Source organism: Salinibacterium sp. PAMC 21357, assembly GCF_000247645.1.
Taxonomy (GTDB): Bacteria; Actinomycetota; Actinomycetes; order Actinomycetales; family Microbacteriaceae; genus Rhodoglobus.
In genome coordinates this window covers 605322-629548 of sequence record NZ_AHWA01000002.1, presented here as the reverse complement: position 1 = coordinate 629548, position 24227 = coordinate 605322, and the positions used below count along the sequence as shown (strand labels likewise).

The window sequence follows — 24227 nt, the reverse complement described above, 5'->3', positions numbered from 1 at the left end:
TACTCTGGGTTCCTTTCGGGCGGAACCCTCAGAGTAGCGGTGAATAATCCTTAGGAAGCGATTAGTCGAGAAAGTGTGGACTGTTGTTGTGAGTAGCCCTTGGCCGTCTGAATCTCGGGACGAGGCTTTTCAAGGCGGTTCGTCCAGGCTTGGCCATCCCACCAGCGGAGCATGTGGCTACCAGCGGGGTCAGGGTACCAACCGAAAGGGGGAAGCTGAGTTGCAGTGTTAGACATCGGGGAGTCCAAGGTGCCCTGCCGCGGGGGGCGATACGGGTGCGACGAGTGACCCAGCCGCGGAGGATCAGTTCGGGGGAACGGCTAGCCCCAGTATAGGGGGCAACAGAGAATTGTGACAAGGGGTCATTTGTGGGGAGAAGTGACCCAATCTATGGAGCATCCGCGCGTCTTCGACTGCAGTGCCTAGCGTGGGTAAGATGGGGGCGTGAACATCTTCGGCTTCGTAATCTCTTTGGCGCTCTTTGTCGGCGGAATCTACATGATGGGTGAAGCTTTCTACGTAGAGGGCCTCGAATCTGTCGTCTTTATGGGCGGGCTCCTCGTCACGAGCCTCGGTGTGTTCATTCCCGTTCACATCATGAAGCGCATCGACAGCTAACTAGTCATGGCGAGCTTTCTGAGTCGGCTCGCGCCTGTTGTTTTGACCCTTCGCGGCTCAAAACGCATGTTCAGCGATCCGCAAAAGACACTTGAGCGGGTTGAACAACTACGGCAGCGTCCTGCAAAAGCCGTACCGCCAGCATCCATTTCTCGTCACGTAGATGTCACCTCTCGCGTCGTCGACGGATGGACCGTGTTTGACGTTTCTCCGCGTTCGGGAGACAGCATCGCGCGGGCAGTCTTTCTCCACGGCGGCTGCTACGTCTTCGAGATCGATCCGCTGCACTGGAGATTCGTCGCCCAGCTGGTTCGCGAAACCGGGGTAACGATCAGCGTGCCCATCATGCCGCTCGCACCTCAGGGGCAGGCATCCGTCGTGGTCGATAAGGTTGCCAACCTCGTGCAGTCGATCATCGCCGGCGTCGGTGCGCGCAATGTCAGCATTGTTGGTGACTCGTCTGGTGGCGGAATGGCCCTCGCTGTGTCCATGGAGCTGCGCGATCGAAAGCACGAACCGCTGCAGGCGATCGTGTTGTCCGCGCCGTGGCTCGACATCAGCGGAACAGATCCGAAGCTTGCCGAAATTGCGCCAAGCGACCCGTGGCTTGCCGTGCCCGGGACAAAAGCCGCTGGTGCTCTCTATCGCGCAGAGCTGCCCGAGACTGATTGGCGCGTAAGCCCGATCCATGGAGATCTCACCGGGCTTGGCCCAATAACGGTGTTTACGGGAACCCGAGACATCGTTCACGCTGACGCGTTGCGGCTTCTCGCCCGAGCGACCGAGCAAGGAATCTCTCTCGACTTTCACGTGGGAGAAGGCATGATTCACAACTACCCGATCCTGCCGATTCCCGAGGGCGCGGCAGCGCGAGCGATCGTCGCGAAGGCTATTTCATGATCGAGTTTTGAGCTTCGCCTCAGTGCCGGCAGCGCCAGATAGCTTCCGGCAGCGCTAAACGATTCATGGCGGTTAACGACTAAAGGCCGCCTCAATCGAGGCGGCCTTTATCAGCGGAGGGGATACGGAGAATCGAACTCCGGTCATCAGTTTGGAAGACTGAGGCTTTACCATTAAGCTACATCCCCGCTCGGCACCCGATCGTTCTGTGCGCCGAGGAATACTGTACCTGAAACCTGGCGAAGAACGAAGTCGAGATCGCTGGCCGCGTAATTTGCCCCAGTTTTGCTGGGTTGTAGGCGGATAAACGCCGAATGCGCGCCACGAAAGCGGTCGATCTCCGTATCTCGTCAACATTCTGTTCTCGCTCACGCTAGACTTGCCGAGGCCAATTGAGTACCGGCGTGATTTTCTACGTCGCGGTCAGATCTATGTACGGCGCCCGGGGCGTAGCTCAGCTTGGTAGAGCGCTCGGTTTGGGACCGAGAGGTCGCAGGTTCGAATCCTGTCGCCCCGACGAAATACACACAACGAATTACAGGAGTCCACAACGTGAAGACAACCGTTGAGAAGTTGAGCCCGACCCGCGTCAAGCTCAACATTTCGGTCACCCCAGAAGAACTCAAGCCGAGCATTGACCACGCGTACAGCCACATCGCGTCGCAGGTCAACATTCCCGGCTTCCGCAAGGGCAAGGTTCCGCCGCAGCTGGTTGACCAGCGCGTCGGCCGTGAAGAGATTCTCAACCACGCCGTAAGCGACAGCCTCGACGGTTTCTACCGCCAGGCAGTTACCGAAGAAGAGATTCGTGTTCTTGGCCGCCCCGAGGCAGACATTGTCACGTGGCCCGAGGTTAAGGACTTCAGCGGAGAACTCGTTCTCGCTATCGAGGTTGACGTTCGCCCCGAGTTCGATCTTCCTGACTACAGCAAGCTCACCCTCACGGTTGACGCTGCTGAGGCATCCGCCGATGACGTGAAAGACGAACTCGACACCTTGCGTGCTCGCTTCGGCACCCTCGTTACCGTCGAACGCCCCGCTAAGAAGGGCGACTTCGCTCAGCTCGACCTCGTTGCCAAGATTGGCGACACCGAGGTTGACTCGGCATCGAGCATTTCCTACGAACTCGGCTCGGGCGAACTGATCGAGGGCATCGACGAGGCACTTGACTCGCTCAGCGCCGGCGAATCGACAACTTTCGAGTCAGTACTGCTCGGTGGAGACAACGAGGGCGAGACCGCGGTCATCAGCCTGTCGCTTCTCACCGTCAAGGAGCGCGAGCTTCCTGAGGCAGACGACGACTTTGCGCAGATGGCTAGCGAGTTCGACACCATCAAGGAACTCAAGGCCGATCTCAAGGAGCAGGTCAAGCGCTCGAAGGCCTTCGGCCAAGGTGCTGCAGCTCGCGACCAGATCGTTGACGAACTGCTCAAGACTCTTGAGATCCCCGTTCCCGAGAAGCTCGTTGAAGACGAAGTTCACCGTCACCTCGAGAACGAGAACCGCCTCGAAGACGACGAGCACCGCGCTGAAGTTGTTGAAGCCAGCGAAAAGACTTTTCGCTCACAGATCCTCCTCGACTCCATCGTTGAGAAGGAAGAGATCAAGGTCAGCCAAGAAGAGCTCACCTCGTACCTCGTGCAGGGCGCTCAGCAGTACGGCATGGAGCCCGGTGAATTCATCCAGGTTCTCGACAAGAACGGCCAGATTCCCGCGATGGTTGCCGAAGTTGCTCGCAGCAAGGCCCTCGCGGTCGTGCTCAGCAAGGCAAAGGTCGTTGACACCAAGGGCAAGGCAGTAGACGTTTCGGCATTCACCGCCGTAGCAAACGCTGACGTTGTCGAGGATGACGCTGCAGCGGTAGAAGCAGCAGACGAGTCCTAAAACTCAGCTTTATACTCGTGGCCAGCTAGTTATCTAGCTGGCCACGAGTTCGTTAACGGATTATTCGCTCTGGGTGCGAGTCGGGCAGCATATGGTGCCCGAGGAGTAGCCGGCAGCGGGGCAGTGCCCGTGGGCCCCGGAATCTCTCAGTCGGCGAGAAGTTCTGCCGCATAGCCCCGCACTGACCGTTGATAGATCGGCAGGTAATCGGCCAACGCCATCAGCGCTACCGCGACAGCGTGAATGGGATCGCCACGACTCGTCAACGCTAAGGCGAGAAAAGCAGCGGAAGGGCCAGTCCACTCATCGTCTGGATGCTCGTTTAGTTGCTGCTCCAACAGTGCGATCGATTCATCGATGCGACCGAGATTGCGCAAGGTGCTGGCTAACTGGATGGTGGCACGTGGACGCAGCGCGGCATCCAACCCGTTCTCCAAAGCTCGCCGGTACAGCGGTTCGGCTTCAGCCTCGCGACCGGCGTAGTCGCGAGCTCCGGCCGCCTCGAAGAGGGCTTCGGCATCATCGCTCGCGCGTTCAGCAACTAATTCGTCAATGGCGGCAACGACATTGTTTTCTGCCATTGATTCCGCTTGGGACCAGATATCTGCGACTTGATCGCGCCAGTTCTGCTGCATTTTGCGAGCCTACAAGCATCAATCCACGACCCGGTACTTTGCCTAGGGCGAACAAGCCAGAATCGCGCACCGTAACGGGATAGATTCTTATCAAGCGATTACTGAAACGGAGCGCAACAATGGCCCAACCGGCATTGGTCTCAAGTGTTTTTGACCAACTCCTCAAAGATCGCATCATCTGGCTTGGTTCAGAGGTGCGGGACTCAAACGCGAACGAGATCTGCGCAAAGATCTTGCTCCTCGCGGCAGAGGACCCCAAGCGCGACATCTACCTGTACGTCAACTCGCCCGGTGGTTCAATCACCGCGGGTATGGCGATTTACGACACGATGAAGTTCGTTCCGAACGACATCGTCACCGTAGGTATTGGCCTTGCCGCTTCGATGGGGCAGTTCCTGCTCTCGTCAGGCACCAAGGGCAAGCGCTACATCACCCCGAACGCGCGAGTGCTCTTGCACCAGCCGTCCGGCGGATTCGGCGGCACCTCGGCTGACATCCAAACTCAGGCTGGCGTCATCCTCGACATGAAGAAGCGCATGGCTGAACTCACCGCTGAGCAGACCGGCAAGAGCGTTGAGCAGGTTCTCATCGACAACGACCGCGACAACTGGTTCACCGCACGTGAAGCACTTGAGTACGGCTTTGTTGACCACCTGCGCGAGTTCGCGTCCGACGTCGTTGGTGGCGGCGGTACCGAAGAGGGCGCATCCAACAACGACGCCACCAGCAAGAAGGACTAGCAATGACGAATTTCAACCTCGGAGCACAGGCGCCTGCCGGCATTGGTCGTCCGGATGTCGATGCTCGCTACATTCTGCCGACGTTCGAAGAGCGCACGGCCTATGGCTACAAGCGTCAAGACCCGTACGCGAAGTTGTTCGAAGACCGCATCATCTTCTTGGGTGTGCAAATTGACGACGCTTCGGCTGACGACGTCATGGCTCAGCTTCTCGTTCTCGAGAGCCAGGACCCTGATCGCGACATCGTGATGTACATCAACTCACCCGGTGGCTCGTTCACCGCGATGACGGCGATCTACGACACGATGCAGTACATCCGCCCCCACATTCAGACGGTTGTTCTAGGTCAGGCAGCTTCGGCTGCTGCCGTGATCACCGCCGGTGGAACCAAGGGCAAGCGTCTCGCTCTGCCCAACGCTCGCATCATGATTCACCAGCCCGCTGGTGGTTCAGAAGGCTCGAGCCAAGCCTCAGACATTGAGATCCAGGCTCGCGAGATTCTGCGCATGCGCACGTGGCTCGAAGAGACTCTGGCGCACCACTCGAATCGTACGGCCGAGCAGGTCAACAAGGACATCGAGCGCGACAAGATCCTGAGCGCCGCTGACGCTGTTGAGTACGGTCTTATTGACCAGGTGCTCACCAGCCGCAAGACGCTGCCAGCGATCACGAGCTAACAACGCGACACGAACTGGCGGCCCAGCGCCGCTAGTGAGCAAACACAACTGAGGCGATCATCCGAACTATGGATGATCGCCTCAGTTGTTTAATGACCGGCAATATGAGTCAGCGGTCGTTGTCACAAACTAATCGTTTGTGTCGTCAGTTTTCTTGCGTCGCACGGAGATCAAGAAGATCGCCACGGCAGCAACAAGCACCAAAGCAATCGCAGACGCGATCAGCACCACCGTCGACGCATCGACCGTGGAGACCGCATCAGCACTGGAGGATGCTTCGTCTGGTTCCGGTGTGGCCTCGTCGAGAGTTCCTCCACCACACGCAGGGGGAGCGGTGAAGCCCTCCGAGAGCGTTTGGCTGGAATCGGGCTGCCAGTCGAATCCGACCTCTCCCGAGATCGTGTGACCATCTGCAGAGACAACCTGCCACTCCATGCGGTAGTCGCCAGCTGCTCCGAGCGCCGCGCCAGTAGAGAGCGTTGCATCTCGGATGGCGAAGCATCCGTCACCGAAGTATTCTCCCGAATCGTTGGTGATCTGGATGGCGAAGCCGCCAGCATCTCCGGAAAGGTCCAGCAGGGTGTCGTTCGTGGTCACTGAGAATTCAGCCGGCAACTCGGTAATGGTCGAGCCCTCTTCAGGATTGCTCGTAACTAGGTAGTTGTGGGCGTACGCAGGCGCGGCCACGAGCAGCACGAGGGCTGCAATCATGGCCGCGCTGAGCGCAGCGCCGGTGCGAGTAATTCGACGCATTTGAGGAGCTACTTGCTGGTTGGGCGACGGAAGGCGAAGGCCATGACCGCCGCTGCGAGTCCAGCAATGAGTCCAGCAATTCCGAGACCGCGTGCGACAGGGTCACTGCCGTTTGCTGTGTCAGCATTGTCACTTGTCGCCATTTCATCGTGGCTGTCGTCGGCGCCGTTGGCGTCTTCGTCAGTTGCGGCAGCATCGTGATGGTCAACTGGCGCGTCATTGATGTAGAGCACAGGGGCGGGCTTTTCCGCGCCCTCTTCGGTTTCACTCCAGCTCACGACTGAACCATCGGTGTACGTCTGGTCTGCGACGAGCACAATGCTGCCAACGTCGGGTACGGGGCCGAGCGAGACAGGCAAGAGCAGAAGCGCACCGTCACCGAGCTCTGAACCAGCCTGGGCCGTCCAGATGATCGACGTCACGGCTTCAGTAACTTCGGCTTCGCCGACCATGACGGGCTCAGGAAGCTCGCTGCGCACAAGCTCGGCGTCCCAACCGGGAACCGGAACAAAGCGCACACTCGTGAACGGGGTGTCGGTGGGCAATTTGAGCTCTACCCGGTTAGTTTTCTCAGTTTCTGACTCATTCGGAACCTTGACCGTGATGAGTGCATACGACCCAGCTTCGGCTTGCCCCGGGTCGATCGATACGTGGGCAATTGCGGCCAATGGGGCAGCAATCGCCAGGGTGGCTCCTGCCGCGAGGGCGAGGGCAGATTTTGTGAAGGCAGCTTTATTGAAAATAGTCATTTCGGTCTCTCTGAAGGGTCGCGAGTGTGCGACGAAAGTAATGGGATGCTGTGCGGGCTAAGCCGCGGTAGTCGCGACGGGTGGGCCGCGATAGCGCATCGTTGAGAGAAAACGGGAGGCAAACGGTGCGAGGTGAAGCACTTGTTCAGGGAGGGGAACACGAGCTGTTCGCACAGCGATCGCGACAACGGGGGTGAGAAGCCGTGCCAGGAACAGCCGTGCCGTGGTGAGAAGACCCCAGAACGCGACCTCGGCGTAACGGAACATGATGATAGTGACAACGGCAGCACCTAGGTGCGAGAGCGACATGACCGAACCGGCACTCTGCGTAACAGAACTGAAGTTCGCCGACATCAGCGACATGTCATGACGTGCAATGCCATCCGGCGCGAGCATAGTGCTGAACAAGGTGTGGTAGAGGGTCTGGCTGACAACGATCGCCACAGTGAGCCGCGCAAGTGACACAGTTCTCCCGGCGAGCAACGTGCACACGGCAACTGAAATGACTAGCGAGATTGCCATGCCAAATAGTGACGGGGAAACTCCACCAGCAAAAAGATGAGAGAGAGCTGCGGCGAGGGTGGCAAAGAAAGCTGCTGCACTTCCACGAAGCACGCGCATGGCACGGGAATGCATGGGGCTCCTTCTCTCATTTGCGGCGAACTCTTAAACTCTAGTTCGTATCCGTGGGCAGATTCGCTTGGTCAGTTGCCCACGGGATGGCCCAAGCTTCGACGCGCCGAAATTCCGCTTGTAATGGTGACAGAGAGTGCCTGAATATCGGGTTAGGCTCGTAATCAAGGTATTTACTCAAGGAGAGGAACCGGCATGGCCCGAATTGGGGAAAGCGCGGACCTGCTCAAGTGTTCCTTCTGCGGCAAAAGCCAAAAGCAGGTACAGCAGCTGATTGCCGGTCCCGGCGTCTATATCTGCGATGAGTGCGTAGATCTGTGTAACGAGATCATTGAAGAGCGACTGGCAGAAGCCGGCGAAGAGGCATCGAGTGAATTCGACCTGCCCAAGCCCCGCGAGATCTATGCGTTCCTTGAGGAATACGTCATTGGCCAAGAGGCAGCCAAACGTGCTCTCTCTGTTGCCGTCTATAACCACTACAAGCGCGTGCGTGCTCGCAACACCATCACGTCGGCTGATGCCCTCATCGATGACGTCGAGATCGCCAAGTCAAACATTCTGTTGATCGGCCCGACCGGTTGCGGAAAAACCTATCTTGCGCAGACTCTCGCCAAGCGACTGAACGTGCCATTCGCCGTTGCGGATGCCACAGCACTGACCGAAGCCGGTTACGTCGGCGAGGATGTTGAAAACATTCTCCTCAAGCTCATTCAGGCCGCTGACTATGACGTCAAGCGTGCCGAGACCGGCATCATTTACATCGACGAGATCGACAAGATCGCCCGCAAGGCGGAAAACCCGTCGATCACTCGCGACGTATCGGGCGAGGGCGTGCAGCAGGCTCTACTCAAGATTTTGGAAGGCACTGTCGCCTCCGTTCCGCCGCAGGGTGGCCGCAAGCATCCGCACCAAGAATTCATTCAGGTCGACACGACGAACGTGCTCTTCATCGTGGCAGGAGCTTTTGCCGGGCTTGAAGAGATCATCTCGAACCGTGCTGGCAAGAAGGGCATCGGCTTCGGCGCCCCGCTCCACAGCAAAGGTGACGACGTTAACCTCTTCGGCGAAGTTCTGCCGGAAGACCTTCACAAGTTTGGTCTGATCCCTGAATTCATCGGTCGGCTCCCCGTGGTCACCACGGTAACCCAGCTCGACCAGGTCGCGCTCATGGACATTCTCACGACGCCCAAGAACGCCCTAGTGCGTCAGTACCAGCGCATGTTCGAGATCGATGGCGTTGAGCTCGAGTTCGAACGTGACGCTTTGGAATCGATCGCGGATCTCGCCGTTCTTCGCCAGACCGGTGCTCGTGGTCTGCGGGCGATCCTCGAAGAAGTTCTCGGACCGATCATGTTCGATGTTCCCTCGGATGAGACTGTTGGTCGCGTGATCGTCACCAAGGCTGCTGTGTTGGAGAATGCCGCACCGACGATCATCCCGCGCGAATTGTTGCGTGAAGAGAAGTCGGCCTAACAGCGCCCTTAGCTTTGTGACGTGATTGCGTGATTGCGTGATCATACGACAGCGCGCTGGTGCGATAACGCGACGCGTCATGACGTCATTGCGTACTGCCGACGCGCGGTTCGCGTTGCGTCAGTGATTGGCGCTGGACAAGTGATGTTCCTGAGGGCGATCACGCTGGGCAAATGGATCGCAGTCAGATTCGGGTAAGGCTGCAATCGGATCGCCCTCAGGGCATCGTGCTAGATGACGTCTAAGAATGAGGGGCTGCGCGGAACGCGACCGGGACTATTCTGCCCTCTGAGTGGTGTTTGCGAAAGGTTTTCACCAATTTTTGTGGATTGGGCACAATAATCCGCTGTCGAGGCCCGGCGTAACGTGCGGAAGCGACAACCGCTTTCGCCCAACGCGGTGCGGGCGTTGCGGCAAGACGGGAGCCAACCGGGCGAGCCCCTTGGGCGTGGTGGCGAAGTGAGGCCGCCGCCACCACACGCACTGGCTAGTTCAGTCCGCGACGATTCAACAGTGGCTGCAATTCGGCGTCTTGACCGCGGAAGTCACGGAATGCTTCGAGCGGATTCTTCGACCCACCAACACCGAGGAGCAGCGCGCGAAAGCGGTCGCCATTGCTGCGCGAAAGTCCGCCATTCGCGGTGAACCATTCAACGGTGTCAGCATCCAAAACTTCACTCCAGATGTAGGAGTAGTAGCCGGCATCGTAGGCAGAATTCGCGAAGATGTGCTGAAAGTACGTGCTCGAGTAGCGTGATGGTACAGCCGGGTTATCGAGGCCAACTGCGGCAAGAGCCTGCGCCTCGAAAGCACTAACATCCGTCACCTCGTCGTCGGCGCCGATACCGTGCCAGGCCTGGTCAATGAGGGCCGCCGCCAGATACTCGCTTGTCAGGAACCCCTCATTGAACGCCGCGCTTGCCTGAAGACGCTCCACAATTTCGTGGGGCATCGGTTCGCCGGTCTCATAGTGCTTGGCATAGTTGTCGAGTACCTCGGGCCAGAGCATCCACATCTCATTCACCTGACTCGGAAACTCGACAAAGTCGCGGTACGTGTTGGTGCCCGCGAACTTGGGGTAAGTGACCCGAGCGAAAAGCCCGTGCAGGGCATGGCCGAACTCGTGGAATAGCGTATTGACCTCGTCGAAAGTAAGGAGTGTCGTTTCGCCCGCTGCTGGCTTCGGCACGTTCAAGTTGTTGGTGACGATAACCGGATGCCCGAGCAGATCAGACTGCGAAATGAGCGAGTTCATCCACGCTCCGCCGCGCTTGGAATCACGAGTGTAGAGATCGAGAGTGTAAAGGCCAACCTCGGTGCCATCCTCATTCGTGACCTCAAAGACACGAACCTCGGGGTGATAGGTGGGCAGGTCATAACGCTCACTGAACGTCACGCCATAGAGCTTGGTCGCCGCAAAGAAAACACCGTCGCGCAGCACCCGCTCGGCCTCGAAATACGGGCGCATCTGGGTCGTGTCGACGTTGTACTTCTCGGCACGTACCTTCTCGGAGTAGAAGGCCCAATCCGCCGCCGTTACCTCGGTGCCCGCCAGCTTTTCAAGTGCTGCGTGTTCTTCGCGAGCGTTGCGTGCCGCCGCTGGAGCGAGCTTGCCGAGCATGTCGGTGACTCGCTGAGGGTTCTGTGCGGTCTCATCAGCGGTAACCCACGCTGCGTGGCTCTCAAAGCCCAAGAGGGCCGCACGCTGAGCACGAACCTGGGCGATCTCGAGAACGAGAGCGCGGTTGTCAAACTTGCCTCCGCGGATGCCGCGTGCACGTGACGCTGCCAAAACACGGCCGCGCACGTCAGCGTTATTCAATACCGAAAGGTGCGGTTGGCTCGTAGGCAAGATGAGGGAAATCAGGTACTTGCCCGTGAGCCCGCGGTCATTCGCCGCACTCGCGGCGGCCGAGATTTCTGACGCACCCAAACCGTCGAGCTCATCAATGCTGTCGAGCACCACGGCAAGATCGTTGGTATCGGCCAACAAGTTTTTCTCGAACTTCGTCGTGAGGCTCGAAAGCCGCGAGTTGTAGTCGCGCAACGTCGCCTTCGCATCCGCGGTAAGGCCCGCGCCGGCAAGCGTGTACTCCGTGAAATAGCGTTCAACTAGGTAGCGAGCTTCGGCATCCAACTCAGTCGACTCAAGACCATCACGGATCGTGCTGATGCGGGCGTAGAGCGCGCTGTCGAGACTGATGGCATCGTTGTGGGCGGCAAGTTTCGGCGCAATGACCTCCTCGAGAGCATCCGACGCTGCATCGCCATCGGCAGAGGTCTTATTGAAAAACACAATCGCGACCCGAGTGAGAAGCTGCCCGCTTGTCTCGAGCGGAATCATGGTGTTTTCGAACGTCGGAGCATCCGCCTGTGAGGTGATCGCCTCAATCTCTGCCAGTTGCTCAGCCATGCCTTTCTCGAACGCGGGCGCATAGTGCTCGTCTTCGATATCGGCAAATGGGGGCATGCCGAAAGGCTGCGTGCTTGGCTCAAAGAAAGGGTTGGTCATGCATCCACTCTATTCTCGTCAGTATGAGTAACGAACGTTATACCCACGGCCATCATGAAAGCGTTTTGAAGTCGCACACGTGGCGCACGATCGCTAATTCGGCGGCGTACTTCGAACCGCACCTTGAGGTGGGGCTATCACTGCTCGATATCGGGTGTGGTCCGGGCACCATCACCGCCGAGTTTGCCGAACGACTGGCACCTGGTCGTGTCGTGGGGCTGGATGCCGCTGCCGCGGTCCTAGAAAAAGCCTCGGCTTTCACCGCCGACAACTTGAGTTTTATTGTGGGCGACGCGTATGCACTGCCGTTCGATGACAACAGTTTCGATCTCGTGCATTCGCACCAGACGTTGCAACATTTGGGTGATCCGGTCGCGGCTCTCGTGGAGATGAAGCGTGTGGCCAAACCGGGTGGGTTGATTGCGGTGCGCGATGTGGACTACGCGGGAACCATTTGCTTCCCCGAGCTGCCGGGACTTCGCGTCTGGGCGGAGCTGTATGACGCCGTGCACCGCAGCAACGGGGGAGAGCCGAACGCCGGGCGTCGGTTGAAGGCGTGGGCGTTCCAGGCCGGGCTGACCGATCTGACGGTCACAGCATCCGTCTGGAACTTCTCGGATGACACCGACCGCGAATGGTGGGGCAGCATGTGGGAGGCGCGAGTGTTGAGTCGGCGTTTGCGTCGGATGCTCTGAGTAAGTTATTCGCGACTCAGGAAGTGTTGCAGCAGATTAGTAGTGCGTGGCGTGAGTGGGCGGATTCGCCCGAGGGATGGATGGCGATGCCGCACGGAGAGATTCTTGCGCGCGTCTAGACGGCGATTGGGGCGAGCTAATGTCTCGCCGGTGCCGGTGCCGGTGCCGGTGCCGGTGCTGTTGACCGATTCACGTCGCTAGCAGCCGACACCGGAGGGGTTCGCGAGACAGTCTTTATCGACGAGCACAGTGGTCGCGTGGCCTGCGGTCGCGGAGAGCGGTGGCGCGACGATGGTGATGGTGCCGACGACGGTCTGCCAGTTGCTGCCGGCGACGCGGTACTCGGCGGCGTAAGTTACGGCAAGCGTGATGCTGTAGTTGCCGGGTTCTTCGTAAACGTGACTGGTGGGGGTCGGGTCGAATTCCGCTATTCGGGACTGGGCCCAGGTTCTGCCGGGATTGCTCGTGGTGGCGGTGTGGCCGTCGCCGTATTGCCAGCGGTAGCTCACCGGGGTGAAGCGAACTTGGGCGGTGCCGCCGAACAGGGTGCCATCAATAATGTGGGCGGATGCGGTGGCGTAGAAGTTGGTGTCGAGGCCAACGATCATCCACTGGTTGGGTTGCATTCCCGCAGTCGGTGGCTGTGGGCGAAAGGTGGCGATGTCGGAGATCGTGATGGGGCCGATGACGCCGGATACGTCGTCGGCCGGGGGAGTCCACGGGACGCACTCGATGCGCTGGATGTCACACCAGGAGTCCTCGACGCTGTCGAGGGTGTTGTCGACCGCGATGTACGCGACGCCGTCGGTGGTGCCGTAGTAGCTGCCGAGGTTAGGTTCGCTGGATCCTGGCACCTGTTGTGTTGCGCCTAACTCGACCGAGTCACCTTCAGCGCTCGATGTTGGACACCCTCCAGCTACGTTAGCTTCGAGGCTGCAGGCATAAACTGGCGTCGCAATGACGAAGACGCTCACTACCGGGGCCGCGAGTAGAAAAAGAATCCCTAGCGCGGAATTAGGTCCTTTCAGCATGCGTCTGTATTCCAGATATCACGCGCAGACACCAGCAACCTCTTCGAATCGGGGTCGAAATCGAAAACTATCTGCATGGTCATAGGGGATAGCGGCTTCTCTGGTCCGATTTTATCGTCACCGCGAAAGATCTCGAGGCCGGATAAATCATCACAGAGATATACCGCGATAACTTCGTAGGGCGAAGCATCTCGCGAGTATCGCTGGAGGACCACTTGATCGAAAGACTCATCTCCGAGAATGTACCTGCCGTCGGAGATGCGCTCTTCGAACTCGAGCAGCAATTCCGCTAGATGGTCACCACTCGCGACGGAGCTAAGCGGGTTCGGATCAGTCGCTTCTCGACGGTAAGTGCCGAGGATGACGCGGATGTACTCCCCGTAAGCCTCTTCAGCCGCAGCCAGCGCCTCTTCGTCGCTCGCGTAGGGCGCAGCGAAGCTCGCGCTCGGCTGGGGCGGTGCTGGTTCGGAGGGAACGCATCCGCTGAGCGTCGCTACGAGGAGCGCACCGATCGAGAGGGTGACGAGATTCGGTAGCCGCATATATTGACGCTAAACGTCGGCCGGGGCGAGGGGGCTCAACTATCCACAGCGAGGAGTTGTGGTTGCCGGCTCCGCGCTCGGTACGCGACCGAGCACGAGAGGCGGGGCCGCTGGCGCGGAGCGGGCAACAGTGAGTTGTGTGGGCTAAGAGGTGGGTTCTTCTACGCTGACGCTGCCGTCAGCGGCTTGGCGCACGGTGGTGCCGTCGTCGAGTTCGGCGACGGGACGCGATTCAAGCCACGTGAGGGTCCACCGCCACGCGTTCGTATCGAGGTGGGCAACATCCGCTTCAACGCCCGCGATTGCCTCGCGCATTGCTGCATCGAGACGTTCGGGTACATCGTCGCCGACCGACCACCGTGTGCCGAGCTGCATTAGACGTTCTTTTCGTACAGGATCCACGACGTGCGGTCAGCGACCTTGTCGTAGAGGCGCTTGGCGCTGTCGTTTTCCTTGTTGGTGATCCAGCGGAGCTTTCCGCCGCCATCTTCTGCCGCCCGGGCAGCGATGTCGTCGATAATCGTCCCGGCAACTCCGGCACCGCGGTGCTCGGGATCAACGTAGAGGTCATCCATAAACCAGCCCCAGGAGGCGGTGAAGGTGTCGGGCAGGCGGCGGTACAGCCCAAATGCGGCTACATGGCCGGGGTCGGGGGCACCCTCAGGAGCTACGGCAACAACTGCGTTCAGCTGTGCTGAGTCATCCATCAACCATTCCCAGACGCCCTGAACGATTTCATCAGTGAATTCGGTTTCGTAGAACACCCCATATTTCACGAAGTGATCTTTCCACTCCTCGAAATCGTCTTTCTGGATGTCGCGGATCGTGTATGAAGGCTTCTCTGAACTCGTCATTCACTCAACAATACGCGGTTTCAGGGTTCGGCGCCGGGGTGGCGCCGAACCCTCAACAGACTTCTAGACAGAAGCCTCAGGTGCAGCCTCAACCAGGACGATGTCGCGAACCTCAATCTCGTCGGCTTCCACGATCGTCAGATCATGGATGCGGCCGACAGCCTTCAGATCGTCGATAGCAGCAGCGATCAATGCTGGGCCCGCGAGAGTGGCCGAGCGCACCTCGGTCTTCTGCGATGCCTTGGCGTCAGTCTTGGCACGACGAATGGTGATGAGCGCCTGGCCGACGGCATGGAACAGTCCGCTCGGCTCAGCGGTGACGCCGAGTTCGTCGGCGGTTGGCCATGATGTTGCGTGAACCGAAGTGTCGTGCGTCCAGCGCCAGACTTCCTCGGTGGCAAAAGGCAGGAACGGCGCGAAGAGGCGCAAGAACACATCAATGGCGGTGTGGAGAGCACGGTTGGCGCTCGCCTGAGCTTCAGGAGTTCCGGCACCATAGGCGCGTTCCTTCACGAGTTCGAGGTAGTCATCACAGAAGGTCCAGAAGAACTTCTCGGTGACTTCGAGAGCCTTCGCGTGATCGAAGTTCTCGAGAGCCGTGGTGGCTTGAGAAACGATCGAAGCAAGCTCGGCGAGCATCTCAAGGTCGAGGGCTTCAGTGACAACCGCAGTCGAGCCCGCAGCAACAGTGGGCGCCGGGAAGGAGTACACGAACTTCGAGGCGTTCAGCACCTTGATCGCGAGGCGGCGACCGATCTTGATCTGCTTCGGGTTCTGCGGGTCAAACGCTGCGTCAGTACCGAGGCGACTGGATGCTGCCCAGTAGCGCACCGCATCCGAACCGTGGTCATCGAGCATGCCCTTAGGGGTAACAACGTTGCCCTTGGACTTGGACATCTTCTTGCGGTCGGGGTCGACGATAAAGCCGGAGATGCCGGCGTTCTTCCACGGCACCGTTCCGTGCTCGAGTTCCGAACGCAGCGCGGTCGAGAACAACCACGTACGGATGATGTCTTGGCCCTGGCTGCGCAGCGAATAGGGGAATACGAGGTTGAAGAGCTCGGGGTCGGTCTCCCAACCACCAGCAATCTGTGGGGTCAACGACGAGGTAGCCCACGTGTCCATGATGTCGAGTTCGCCCTCGAAACCACCGGGAACACCACGCTGGTCTTCCGTGTAGCCGGGGGCGGTATCCGACGATGGGTCAATCGGCAGCGAGGCTTCACTGGGAACAATCGGGGCACCCTTTTCACCGTCGGCATTGAGCTCGTACCAGACGGGGATAGGCACACCGAAGAAACGCTGGCGCGAAATGAGCCAGTCGCCCGTAAGGCCACCCACCCAGTTGTCGTACCGAACCCGCATGTGATCAGGGGTGAAGTTGATTTGCTTGCCAGCCTCGAGCAAACGGCTGCGCAGCTTCTCATCGCGGGCACCATTGCTGATGTACCACTGGCGCGTTGAGATGATCTCGAGAGGCTTGTCGCCCTTCTCGAAGAACTTCACCTGGTGCTGAATCGGCTTGGCGTCGCCAATCATTTCGCCGGATGCCTTCAACAGGTCAACCATTGAGGCTTTCGCGCTGAAGACAGTCTTGCCAGCGAGTTCGGCGTAGGCGGCCTGAGCAGCATCGCCAACAATGACATCGGGAGCGTCGGCAATGATGCGGCCGTCAGCACCGATGATCGTGCGGTTGGGCAGATCAAGCTCTCGCCACCACACAACGTCAGTGACGTCACCGAACGTGCAAATCATCGCGATTCCTGAACCCTTATCTTGCTGAGCAAGATGGTGGGCCAGAATCGGAACCTCAACGCCGAACACGGGCGTCGTGACCATCGAGCCGAAGAGGTGCTTATAGCGCTCGTCGTCGGGGTGTGCCACGAGAGCAACACAGGCCGGCAAAAGCTCGGGGCGCGTCGTCTCGATGTGGATGTCGTCGCCATCCGCCTGATGGAAGGCAAGACGGTGGTAGGCGGCAGGCTGCTCTTTGTCTTCGAGCTCGGCCTGAGCAACAGCGGTGCGGAACGTGACATCCCACAGCGTCGGAGCGAACGCCTGGTAGGCCTCACCACGGTCAAGGTTGCGCAAGAACGCACGCTGCGCGGCACGCTGAGCGTCGTCACCAATGGTGCGGTAGGTGAGGTTCCAGTCAACGCTCAACCCCAGCTGGCGCCAGAGGTCCTCGAACTGCTTCTCGTCTTCGGCAGTCAACGTCTCGCACAGCTGAACGAAGTTGCGACGAGAAATCGGCAACTGCGCGGCAGCCTTCGTCGACTTGCCTTCGCCGCCCTGCTGAGGAGGCTCGAAGCTCTCGTCATAGGGGAGCGTGGGGTCGCAGCGCACCCCGTAATAGTTCTGAACCCGACGCTCGGTGGGCAGACCATTGTCATCCCACCCCATCGGGTAGAAAATCTCCTTGCCACGCATGCGCTGGAAGCGAGTAACCAAGTCCATGTGCGTGTAGCTGAAGACGTGGCCAATGTGCAAGCTTCCGGATGCCGTTGGCGGGGGAGTGTCGACCGAAAATACGCAGTCAGAACCATCCGCCAGTGCCTTCTGGCGATCGAACCGGTACGTGCCCTCGTTCTCCCAGACAGGAGCCCACTTGTCTTCGAGTCCTTCTAGGGCGGGCTTTTCGGGAACGCTCGACGACATAACTTCTCCGGTTCGATATATGCGGCACCGAGTCAAAGAAGAGGTGCCTGAGTGTGAGTGGTGCTCTCAATCGTAACCGACAGCGGCAGGCTAGGGCAGACCCCGACGATAGTTGCGAAGGTGCGCGGTCGACCGTGAGCTACTCCTTGGTGACTGTCACCGTTTTGTGCGTCAAATTGCCGGCGGCGTCTTCGAGAGTGACGGTGTAATACTCGCTCTCTTGCCCGCACTGATAGTTGAAGTAGTACGTGGCGGTAGTCGGCACCTCTTCATAGGGGCCCTCTTTCGCATTCAGGGTTCGCACTCCGAACCACGCGGTAGCGGCGTCGGTGCTGCTCCAGGAGAACGTCATCCGGCTCTCGGGGTTCGCCACGGTGCAGCCCGACGTCGTCGGCGCCGAGAACGTGGCGAATGACGGACTCGCTGTTGTCGGTGGGGGAGCCGTTGTCGGTTCCGGGGCGGGGGCGGGCTCTTCAGCTGGGCTAGTGCTCGGCTCCGGTGAAGGGCTCTCACTCGCAGTGGCCGAAGGAGTAGCGGTCGGCAGCACCGAAACGGGGTCGCTAGAGCTGCGCGTGAACAACAGCGTCAACGCGATAACCACTGCGATCAGCACGAGCCCGGCGACAACTGCCAGAACGATGATGAGCGTGCGAGATTTGCGCTCAGGGTCAGCAGGCGGTTCGGCGGGAGGACCACCAGCGGGAGGACCGCCAGAAGGGGGTGGGGGCGTTCCCCCAGGCGGCATCCCGGCCGCCGGTTCGAAACGCACCGTGGGCGCATCATCGTTTTGAGCATCGAAACGTTCGGTCGGTTGATCGTTACTCATGGCGTCGCTCCAAGACGGGGGATCAGGAAAGCAGTCCAGTGTGGCTGAATCATAACCCCGCCCCGCAGCCGTGTCGAGAGCCGCTCAACAACGGGGCGCGCGTGCGATTCGTGCTCTATCGCGGAGCGAGAACCGAGTTGATTACCCGCTCGACGTAGGGCTCAAAACGTCCACGCTGAGGCCCAACCTGTGCCCACTCTTGAGCGGCAGCCACCACACACGCGATGAGCGAATAGGCCTGAGCGCGAGCGGTTGCCGAATCAACACCGTGATGCTGCGCATAACCACTGAGCAAACGGGCCTGCGTTGCGAAACGGCTCATGGCAGAGGCTTGCAACTCTGCCGCACTGCCAATCAGGTCGTACTGCGTGAGAATAAACGGCACGTGGTGTGACTCCAGCGGGGCAACGGCGACAAGCATTGCCGAGCGGATGGCGTCGGTCACATCAGCAGGCTGCGCCGGCTGATCAGCCAACGCCGTTTTCAGTCGCTCGGTCGCGGCATCCAGCTCCACCCAAAAGACTTCGCCCTTGGCATCGAAATAGTTGAAGAAGGTATTGCGGCTCACTCCAGCGCGGGTAGCGATCTGATCGACCGTTGTGCCCGTGTACCCATTCTCGATAAACAGATCGAAGGCAGACTCTTGCAGCAGTTCGCGGGAGGCGGCGGGCGGGCGGCCACGGGTGGCAGGGCGGGGAGGTGTCACCCAATCATCTTCTCACTCGAGGCAGGGCTGCGAGAAGGGACCGAGTGTAAGGATCGCGGGGAGCGATGAAAATCTCCTCCGTTTCGCCCGTCTCCACAATGCGCCCTTCGTTGATGACCGCCACCCTGTCGCTCATGTGGCGAATGACCCCGAGGTCGTGAGAGATGAAGAGATAGCTGAGGTGCAGGTGGCGTTGCAACTCGTCGAGCAGATTCAGCACCCGGGCTTGAGTGGACACATCCAGCGAGGACACCGGCTCGTCGCACAGGATCGTCTGCGGCCCCGGCGCCAGGGCGCGAGCAATTGCCACCCGCTGACGTTGACCCCCAGATAAGTGAAGGGGGCGTCGGTTTTTGAGCGATTGCGGCAGGTCAACGGCGTCGAGGAGCTCGGATGTCGTCGTGAGTGACTGACGAGTACCGGATGCCCCAACGCCGAGAGCATCGGTGAGGATTCGCTCGACGCTTAACCGTGGATCAAACGAGCTCAACGCATCCTGATAAATCGCGCCGAGGGTGTGGCGAAGCGGACGGCGCTCGCGGGCACTCAGTGAACCCCACTCGTTGCCATTCAGCAGCACATCGCCGCTGTCGGCGGTCTCTAGCCCCAGAGCAATACGAGCAATCGTGGTCTTGCCCGAGCCCGACTGGCCAACCAGCCCCAGGGTCCTACCAGCGTCGAGTGTGAGAGAAACGGCGTCGAGGGCCTGAATTGCTTCGCCGCGGGGGGTGGGATAGCGCCGGGAGACCGAGCGTAGCTCGAGTGCTGGAGGCCGTGCGGCCGCGGGGTGCTCGAGGCTCGCGGTGCTGAATGTCGCAGACGGGAGGGTGGGGGAAAGTGCTACGGGCGGAGAGGATGCGGCGCTCGCGGTTGGGGCGTCGGCATCCGCCGGCACACTCAGGGCAACCCCGCGCGGTACATCGACCGGGATGGCCGCGAGTAACTGTTGGGTCGGCAAAGCAGTGGGTGCCCGCAGCACCGCCGACGTTTCTCCGGTCTCCACGATGCGGCCTTCGCTCATCACGGCCACGCGACCGGCGACGCGAGAGACAACAGCCAAATCGTGGGTGATGAGGATCATGGCGGTGCCGTTGTTACGCAGTGACGCCAGCAAGTCGAGCACGCGGGCTTGCACCGTGACATCGAGCGCAGTGGTGGGCTCGTCGGCGATTATTAGGGCGGGGCCTGCGGCGATTCCCGCGGCGATGAGGGCGCGCTGGCGCAGTCCGCCCGAGAGCTCGCCGGAGCGTTGCCGGGCTCGCAGCGCAGGATCGGGAATGCCCACGGCATCCAGCAACTCCAGTACACGGGCTTGACGTTCACGCTGGCTGAGCGTGGTGTGTAGTCGCAGTACGTCATCGATCTCACGGCCAACCGGGCGCAGCGGGTCTAGCGAGACGAGCGCATCCTGCAACACCAGCCCAATGGATGCTCCGCGAATCGTGCGCCACCGTCGAGCGCCGGGTGCCGGCAGGCTTTCTCCCGCCAGAGTCAACTCGCTGAAGCTCACGTGGGCTCCGGCGGGCGCAAGGCCGAGCAGGGAGCGTGCCGTGACGCTCTTGCCTGAGCCCGACTCTCCGACAATGGCGAGGCATTCGCCAGCGGCGACGTCGAAGCTCACGTTGTCGACGGCCGGGCGGGCGCTGCGGTCGAAGTGCACGCTGAGGTCGCTCACACGCAGGAGCGGGGAGCCGGTCATCCGCGGGCCTCCTGGCGGGTGCGGGCGTTGAGGGCGCGGCCGAGCACGGTGAACGATGCGGCGGTGGCGACGATAGCGAGGCCAGGGAAGACCGTGAGCCACCACGCGACGTCGATGTAGGTGCGGCCGCTGGAGAGCATCGCGCCCCACTCGGCGGCGGGCGGGGCGACGCCGAGCCCGAGAAAGCCGAGCGAGGACGCCCAGACAATGGCTTGACCAACACCGAGCGTGCCGAGCACAAAAATGGGGGAGAGTGCCCCGGGCAGAATGTGTTGCCACACGATGCGCGCCCGAGAATGGCCGAGAACTGTTGCGGCCTCCACGTAGCTGGCGCTGCGCACACTGCGCAATTGGCTGCGGATGATGCGGGCATAGCCGGGCGCGGTCGACAGGCCCACCGCGACTGTTGAAGTGACCACGCCGGGCCCCGCGATTGCGATGAACACGAGCGCGAGCAGCAGGCCGGGGAGCGCGAACATCACCTCGACGATGCGCGTACTCACGAAGTCGCCGAGTCTGCTGCCGAGGCCACCGAGGAGGCCGAGAATGAGCGCGAGGCCCAGCCCGACCGCGGTGGCGGCGATTCCGATGAGCAGTGAGTTTCCGGCTCCGAAAACGACACGGGTGTACACGTCGCGACCGGATTCATCGGTGCCGAAGAAGTGGGCAGCCGATGGCGATTGGAAGGCCTCGGCCGGGGCAACGGCATCCGGGTCAGCGGTCGTGATGAGCTGCGGCGCAAGAGCGGCCGTCAGAATAAGGGCGAGCACGGCGAGCGCGATGATGACGCCCGAGTTGCGAAGCCAGCCGCCGCGGCCACGGATGCCGGGAGCGCGACCCGCAGGCCGCGAGAGACGGCCAGCCAAGATTTCGGTCATCGTGCTGCCACCTCCGTCACGCGAGGGTCCACGATGCGGTCGACGACATCCGTTGCGATCGTGACGATGATGAAGGTCAGCGCCGAGAGCAGGGCAACGGCGGTAACGACGGGGATGTCGCGGATGGTGACCGCGCTGAGGAGGGTTCTGCCGAGGCCCGGCCGCGCAAAGATCGTCTCTACAACAACGGCACCGCTCAGGAGCGAGCCGAAAGCCCAACCCGAAAGAGAGATACCGGGAAGAGCCGCGTGGCGCAGCACGTGACGAAGGCGCACTCCCCATTCGCTTTCACCCCGAGCTCGGGCCGATAGCACGAAGGGTTGTTCGTAGGCGTTAGCCAACGACTCGCGCATCACTTGGCCGAGGAAGCCGGTGAGGGGCAAAGCAAGAGTGAGCACGGGCAGAACAAGACCGAGGGGGCCGGGGACGCTAATCGGCGGAAGCCAATGCAACGTATTGCTCAACAGGATAATGAGCAGCGATGCCAACCAAAAATGGGGAACAGCCGCAGCTAACAGCTCAAGAGCAGACCCCAGCGCGCGCGCAACACGACTGCGACCGCTCGTGGCCAGAGTAAGGGCAAGAGCACCCAGCCACGCGACCACAAGGGAAGCGATTGTAAGCACTAGGGTCGACCACAGTTGCGTCAAAACATAGGGAGCCACCGCCACCTTGAGCGCGTACGACGTGCCGAAGTCGGCGACCGCAAGCTTGCCCATCGCCAGAAAGTACTGAACGATGAGCGGCTGATCGAGCCCATAGTCGGCGCGAATCTGGGCTACCGCTTCGGCAGATGCTTGAGAACCCGGCCCGCCCAGAATCGCATCCACCGGATCGCCCGGAATCAGACGCAGAGCAAAGAAAATGATCGTCGCCACAGCCCAGAGCACGAACACTCCACCACCGACGCGGCGCGCGATCCACCCCAGCGAACGCAATCGCGTCGCTGGGGTGGAGACACTCGCTGTTGTAGGAGTGTCAGTCGAAACCGTCACAGAGGCGTTCCTTTAGTTACTCAACCACGCATCGTAGAACGTCGGTGCCGACACCGTCGGCAAGGCCCGGAAGCCCTCAACGCTCGTGCTGTAGAGGTAGTGATTCTGCTGGTCATACAGGGGCAGAACATAGAAACCGTCAACAATGATTGACTGAGCCTCGGCGTACAGGTCTTGGCGCTCGCTGGCATCCGAAGTCTGACTTGCGGTGGTCAGGATCTCATCAAGGGCCGGATCACTCAGTTGGGCCAGGTTCGCGTAGTAACCGCTCGGGGCGGGGATGATCGAGTCCGAGTGGTACAGAATGCGCAACACATCGGCGCCGACCTTCGTGTACGGAGCGCTCACGAGGTTGTACTCGTTCGCGAAAAGGGCGCCGTACCAAGAAGACAAATCGGTCGGCTGCAGGATGACCTCAAACCCCACGTCTTTCGCGGAGGCCTGAATTTGCTCAAACAGTGACTGCTCAGCGGGGATCGACTGGTTCGTGCTGACCGGGAATGTGAGGGTGAGGCGCTCGCCGTCTTTCGTGCGGTACCCGTCGGAGTCGATCGTGTTCCAGCCGGCCTCGTCGAGCAGGATCCTGGCTGCTTCCGGGTCGGTGGTGAACACGTCGGGGGTCGAGATGCCCGCAAGCTCAACGCTCGAGAGCACCGAGTAGGAACGCTCGGCTGTGCCGAAGAACAGGCTCTCGATTCCGGGGTTCACATCCACGGAGCGGATGAAGGCTTCGCGCACTCGAATGTCGTCGAACGGTGCTTTGCCCGAGTTCAGTTCGATGCGGTTGGCGGCACCGGGTCGCGGCGCATCGAGTTCTTCGATGGTGGTCACGTCGGCGGCGGACGAGATGTTGTTGGGCTGCGCGTTGTCGATGACGTCTACATCGCCAGATTGGAGGGCCGCATAGCGAGTGGCGGCATCCGGAATGAAGCGCCACTCGAGCGACTCGAGCAGGGCGGGGCCAGTGTGCTCCGCATCTTCCGGTGCCGAGTTGTAGTCCTCGTTGCGCTCGAGGGCGATCGACTGCTGCTTCACCCAGTCGGTGACCACAAACGGGCCGGTGCCGACGGGGCTTTCACAGTTGACAGCCTGTTCGCGCTCGAGCGCGGTGGGCGATTGGATGCTCACCCACGGTTGCGAGAACGATTCGAGAAGAGCGCTGTCTGGGGCTGAGAGAGTGAAACGCACGTGGTCGGCGGCGACGACTTCGATGCCGTCGATCTTTCCTACCGCGAGGTAGCCCGTTGACGAGGCGGTTTCGGGGTCTTTCAAGTGCTCGATGTTCGCCTTGACGGCCTCAGCATCAAACGGGGTGCCGTCGGTGAAGTTGACGTCATCGCGCAGGGTGAAATCCCACGTGAGTCCGTCTGGGCTCTCGGTCCAGTCGGTCGCGAGCCACGGGATGATTTCGCCGTCGCTGTTCTTCGAAACGAGCGATTCGAGGTACTGGGTGCTGATGAGCGCTTGAGGGTAGTTGCCTCCGACGTGGGGGTCGAGGCATCCGGGCTCAGCGTCGCCGGTGGCGTACACGAGGGTGCCACCCGCAACGGGATCACCGGCGGGTTCGGTGGCTGCCGTGCATCCGGCAAGCAAAGCCGCGCTGGCCACAAAGGAGAGGGAGAGGAGGAGGGTGCGGGGCGCGCTCAAGGGGGTCCTTTTGAGTGGAGGGAGGGTGCTCGGGTGCGAGCCACTCAATTATTGTTGAACTCAGTACATTAAGTCCAACTGGACAAAAAACCGGGCCGGTTCGCGTGAGCGAAACCGACCCG

At 60.5% G+C, this 24227-nt stretch carries 24 protein-coding genes and 2 tRNA genes; 8 read left to right on the top strand and 18 right to left on the bottom strand.

The window, feature by feature from the left end:
• Positions 1-50: 50 nt before the first annotated feature.
• Positions 51-236 carry a DUF2510 domain-containing protein gene (locus ON14_RS15380; protein ID WP_081503499.1) on the bottom strand — a complete coding sequence of 62 codons (186 nt, stop codon included), beginning with the start codon at positions 234-236 and terminating at the stop codon, positions 51-53.
• A 208-nt stretch (positions 237-444) separates the two neighbouring features.
• Here ON14_RS15380 and ON14_RS15920 point away from each other — a divergent pair, with 208 nt between their 5' ends.
• Together ON14_RS15920 and ON14_RS03005 are read left to right on the top strand one after the other, a co-directional pair.
• Positions 445-618 carry a hypothetical protein gene (locus tag ON14_RS15920; protein ID WP_010203055.1) on the top strand — a complete coding sequence of 58 codons (174 nt, stop codon included), beginning with the start codon at positions 445-447 and terminating at the stop codon, positions 616-618.
• A gap of 6 nt (positions 619-624) precedes the next feature.
• A complete protein-coding gene (locus tag ON14_RS03005; protein ID WP_010203054.1) occupies positions 625-1518 on the top strand; it encodes an alpha/beta hydrolase fold domain-containing protein in 894 nt (297 codons plus the stop codon).
• A gap of 117 nt (positions 1519-1635) precedes the next feature.
• Here the strand turns inward: ON14_RS03005 and ON14_RS03000 are convergent.
• Positions 1636-1706, bottom strand: a tRNA-Gly gene (locus tag ON14_RS03000).
• 255 nt (positions 1707-1961) lie between these two features.
• Between ON14_RS03000 and ON14_RS02995 the strand changes: the two genes are divergently transcribed.
• Together ON14_RS02995 and tig are read left to right on the top strand one after the other, a co-directional pair.
• A tRNA-Pro gene (locus ON14_RS02995) sits at positions 1962-2035 on the top strand.
• 35 nt (positions 2036-2070) lie between these two features.
• Positions 2071-3402 (top strand): trigger factor, encoded by a 1332-nt coding sequence (tig, locus tag ON14_RS02990; RefSeq protein ID WP_010203053.1) that lies wholly within the window; start codon positions 2071-2073, stop codon positions 3400-3402.
• 146 nt (positions 3403-3548) lie between these two features.
• Here tig and ON14_RS02985 read toward each other — a convergent pair whose 3' ends face one another.
• Positions 3549-4037 (bottom strand): tetratricopeptide repeat protein, encoded by a 489-nt coding sequence (locus tag ON14_RS02985; RefSeq protein WP_010203052.1) that lies wholly within the window; start codon positions 4035-4037, stop codon positions 3549-3551.
• 119 nt (positions 4038-4156) lie between these two features.
• On the opposite strand from ON14_RS02985, the gene ON14_RS02980 reads away from it, so the two are divergent.
• Positions 4157-4777, top strand: coding sequence for an ATP-dependent Clp protease proteolytic subunit (locus ON14_RS02980; RefSeq protein WP_010203049.1), 621 nt, complete (start codon positions 4157-4159; stop codon positions 4775-4777).
• Positions 4778-4779: 2 nt separating this feature from the next.
• A complete protein-coding gene (locus ON14_RS02975) occupies positions 4780-5454 on the top strand; it encodes an ATP-dependent Clp protease proteolytic subunit (protein ID WP_010203048.1) in 675 nt (224 codons plus the stop codon).
• Positions 5455-5583: 129 nt separating this feature from the next.
• Here ON14_RS02975 and ON14_RS02970 read toward each other — a convergent pair whose 3' ends face one another.
• From ON14_RS02970 to ON14_RS15085, 3 genes are read right to left on the bottom strand one after another with little or no spacing between them, the layout of a single operon-like run.
• On the bottom strand, positions 5584-6207 hold the full coding sequence (locus tag ON14_RS02970; protein WP_010203047.1) for a copper resistance CopC family protein: 624 nt from the start codon (positions 6205-6207) through the stop codon (positions 5584-5586).
• Positions 6208-6215: 8 nt separating this feature from the next.
• Positions 6216-6956: a YcnI family copper-binding membrane protein gene (locus ON14_RS02965; RefSeq protein ID WP_010203045.1), complete on the bottom strand. Its 741-nt coding sequence runs from the start codon at positions 6954-6956 to the stop codon at positions 6216-6218.
• Positions 6957-7013: 57 nt separating this feature from the next.
• Entirely contained in the window at positions 7014-7592 is a 579-nt protein-coding gene (locus ON14_RS15085) for a hypothetical protein (RefSeq protein WP_010203044.1), read from the bottom strand.
• A 192-nt stretch (positions 7593-7784) separates the two neighbouring features.
• Between ON14_RS15085 and clpX the strand changes: the two genes are divergently transcribed.
• Positions 7785-9062 (top strand): ATP-dependent Clp protease ATP-binding subunit ClpX, encoded by a 1278-nt coding sequence (gene clpX, locus ON14_RS02955; protein WP_010203043.1) that lies wholly within the window; start codon positions 7785-7787, stop codon positions 9060-9062.
• A 487-nt stretch (positions 9063-9549) separates the two neighbouring features.
• On the opposite strand, the gene ON14_RS02950 is transcribed toward clpX, so the two are convergent.
• The gene (locus ON14_RS02950) at positions 9550-11574 is read right to left on the bottom strand and encodes a M3 family metallopeptidase (protein WP_010203042.1); all 2025 of its coding nucleotides are present in this window, start codon (positions 11572-11574) and stop codon (positions 9550-9552) included.
• A 23-nt stretch (positions 11575-11597) separates the two neighbouring features.
• Between ON14_RS02950 and ON14_RS02945 the strand changes: the two genes are divergently transcribed.
• A complete protein-coding gene (locus ON14_RS02945; RefSeq protein WP_337459746.1) occupies positions 11598-12269 on the top strand; it encodes a class I SAM-dependent methyltransferase in 672 nt (223 codons plus the stop codon).
• A gap of 197 nt (positions 12270-12466) precedes the next feature.
• On the opposite strand, the gene ON14_RS02940 is transcribed toward ON14_RS02945, so the two are convergent.
• The 11 genes from ON14_RS02940 to ON14_RS02890 form a co-directional block, all read right to left on the bottom strand.
• Positions 12467-13123 carry a PKD domain-containing protein gene (locus tag ON14_RS02940; RefSeq protein WP_010203038.1) on the bottom strand — a complete coding sequence of 219 codons (657 nt, stop codon included), beginning with the start codon at positions 13121-13123 and terminating at the stop codon, positions 12467-12469.
• Between the two features lie 170 nt (positions 13124-13293).
• Positions 13294-13842 (bottom strand): hypothetical protein, encoded by a 549-nt coding sequence (locus ON14_RS02935; protein ID WP_010203036.1) that lies wholly within the window; start codon positions 13840-13842, stop codon positions 13294-13296.
• 144 nt (positions 13843-13986) lie between these two features.
• Positions 13987-14217: a hypothetical protein gene (locus ON14_RS02930; protein ID WP_010203035.1), complete on the bottom strand. Its 231-nt coding sequence runs from the start codon at positions 14215-14217 to the stop codon at positions 13987-13989.
• Positions 14217-14696: a GNAT family N-acetyltransferase gene (locus ON14_RS02925; protein ID WP_010203034.1), complete on the bottom strand. Its 480-nt coding sequence runs from the start codon at positions 14694-14696 to the stop codon at positions 14217-14219. Before ON14_RS02925 ends, ON14_RS02930 begins: the two co-directional genes overlap by 1 nt.
• A 63-nt stretch (positions 14697-14759) precedes the next feature.
• Positions 14760-17354 (bottom strand): valine--tRNA ligase, encoded by a 2595-nt coding sequence (gene valS, locus ON14_RS02920; protein WP_010203033.1) that lies wholly within the window; start codon positions 17352-17354, stop codon positions 14760-14762.
• Between the two features lie 139 nt (positions 17355-17493).
• Positions 17494-18180 carry a hypothetical protein gene (locus tag ON14_RS02915; protein ID WP_010203032.1) on the bottom strand — a complete coding sequence of 229 codons (687 nt, stop codon included), beginning with the start codon at positions 18178-18180 and terminating at the stop codon, positions 17494-17496.
• 115 nt (positions 18181-18295) lie between these two features.
• Entirely contained in the window at positions 18296-18886 is a 591-nt protein-coding gene (locus ON14_RS02910; RefSeq protein ID WP_010203029.1) for a TetR/AcrR family transcriptional regulator, read from the bottom strand.
• Between the two features lie 4 nt (positions 18887-18890).
• Positions 18891-20585: a nickel ABC transporter ATP-binding protein NikE gene (gene nikE, locus ON14_RS02905; RefSeq protein ID WP_010203027.1), complete on the bottom strand. Its 1695-nt coding sequence runs from the start codon at positions 20583-20585 to the stop codon at positions 18891-18893.
• On the bottom strand, positions 20582-21463 hold the full coding sequence (locus ON14_RS02900; RefSeq protein ID WP_010203026.1) for an ABC transporter permease: 882 nt from the start codon (positions 21461-21463) through the stop codon (positions 20582-20584). Before ON14_RS02900 ends, nikE begins: the two co-directional genes overlap by 4 nt.
• Positions 21460-22458: an ABC transporter permease gene (locus tag ON14_RS02895; protein WP_010203025.1), complete on the bottom strand. Its 999-nt coding sequence runs from the start codon at positions 22456-22458 to the stop codon at positions 21460-21462. Before ON14_RS02895 ends, ON14_RS02900 begins: the two co-directional genes overlap by 4 nt.
• Before the next feature lie 12 nt (positions 22459-22470).
• Positions 22471-24105, bottom strand: coding sequence for an ABC transporter substrate-binding protein (locus tag ON14_RS02890; RefSeq protein ID WP_010203023.1), 1635 nt, complete (start codon positions 24103-24105; stop codon positions 22471-22473).
• Between the last annotated feature and the right edge of the window lie 122 nt (positions 24106-24227).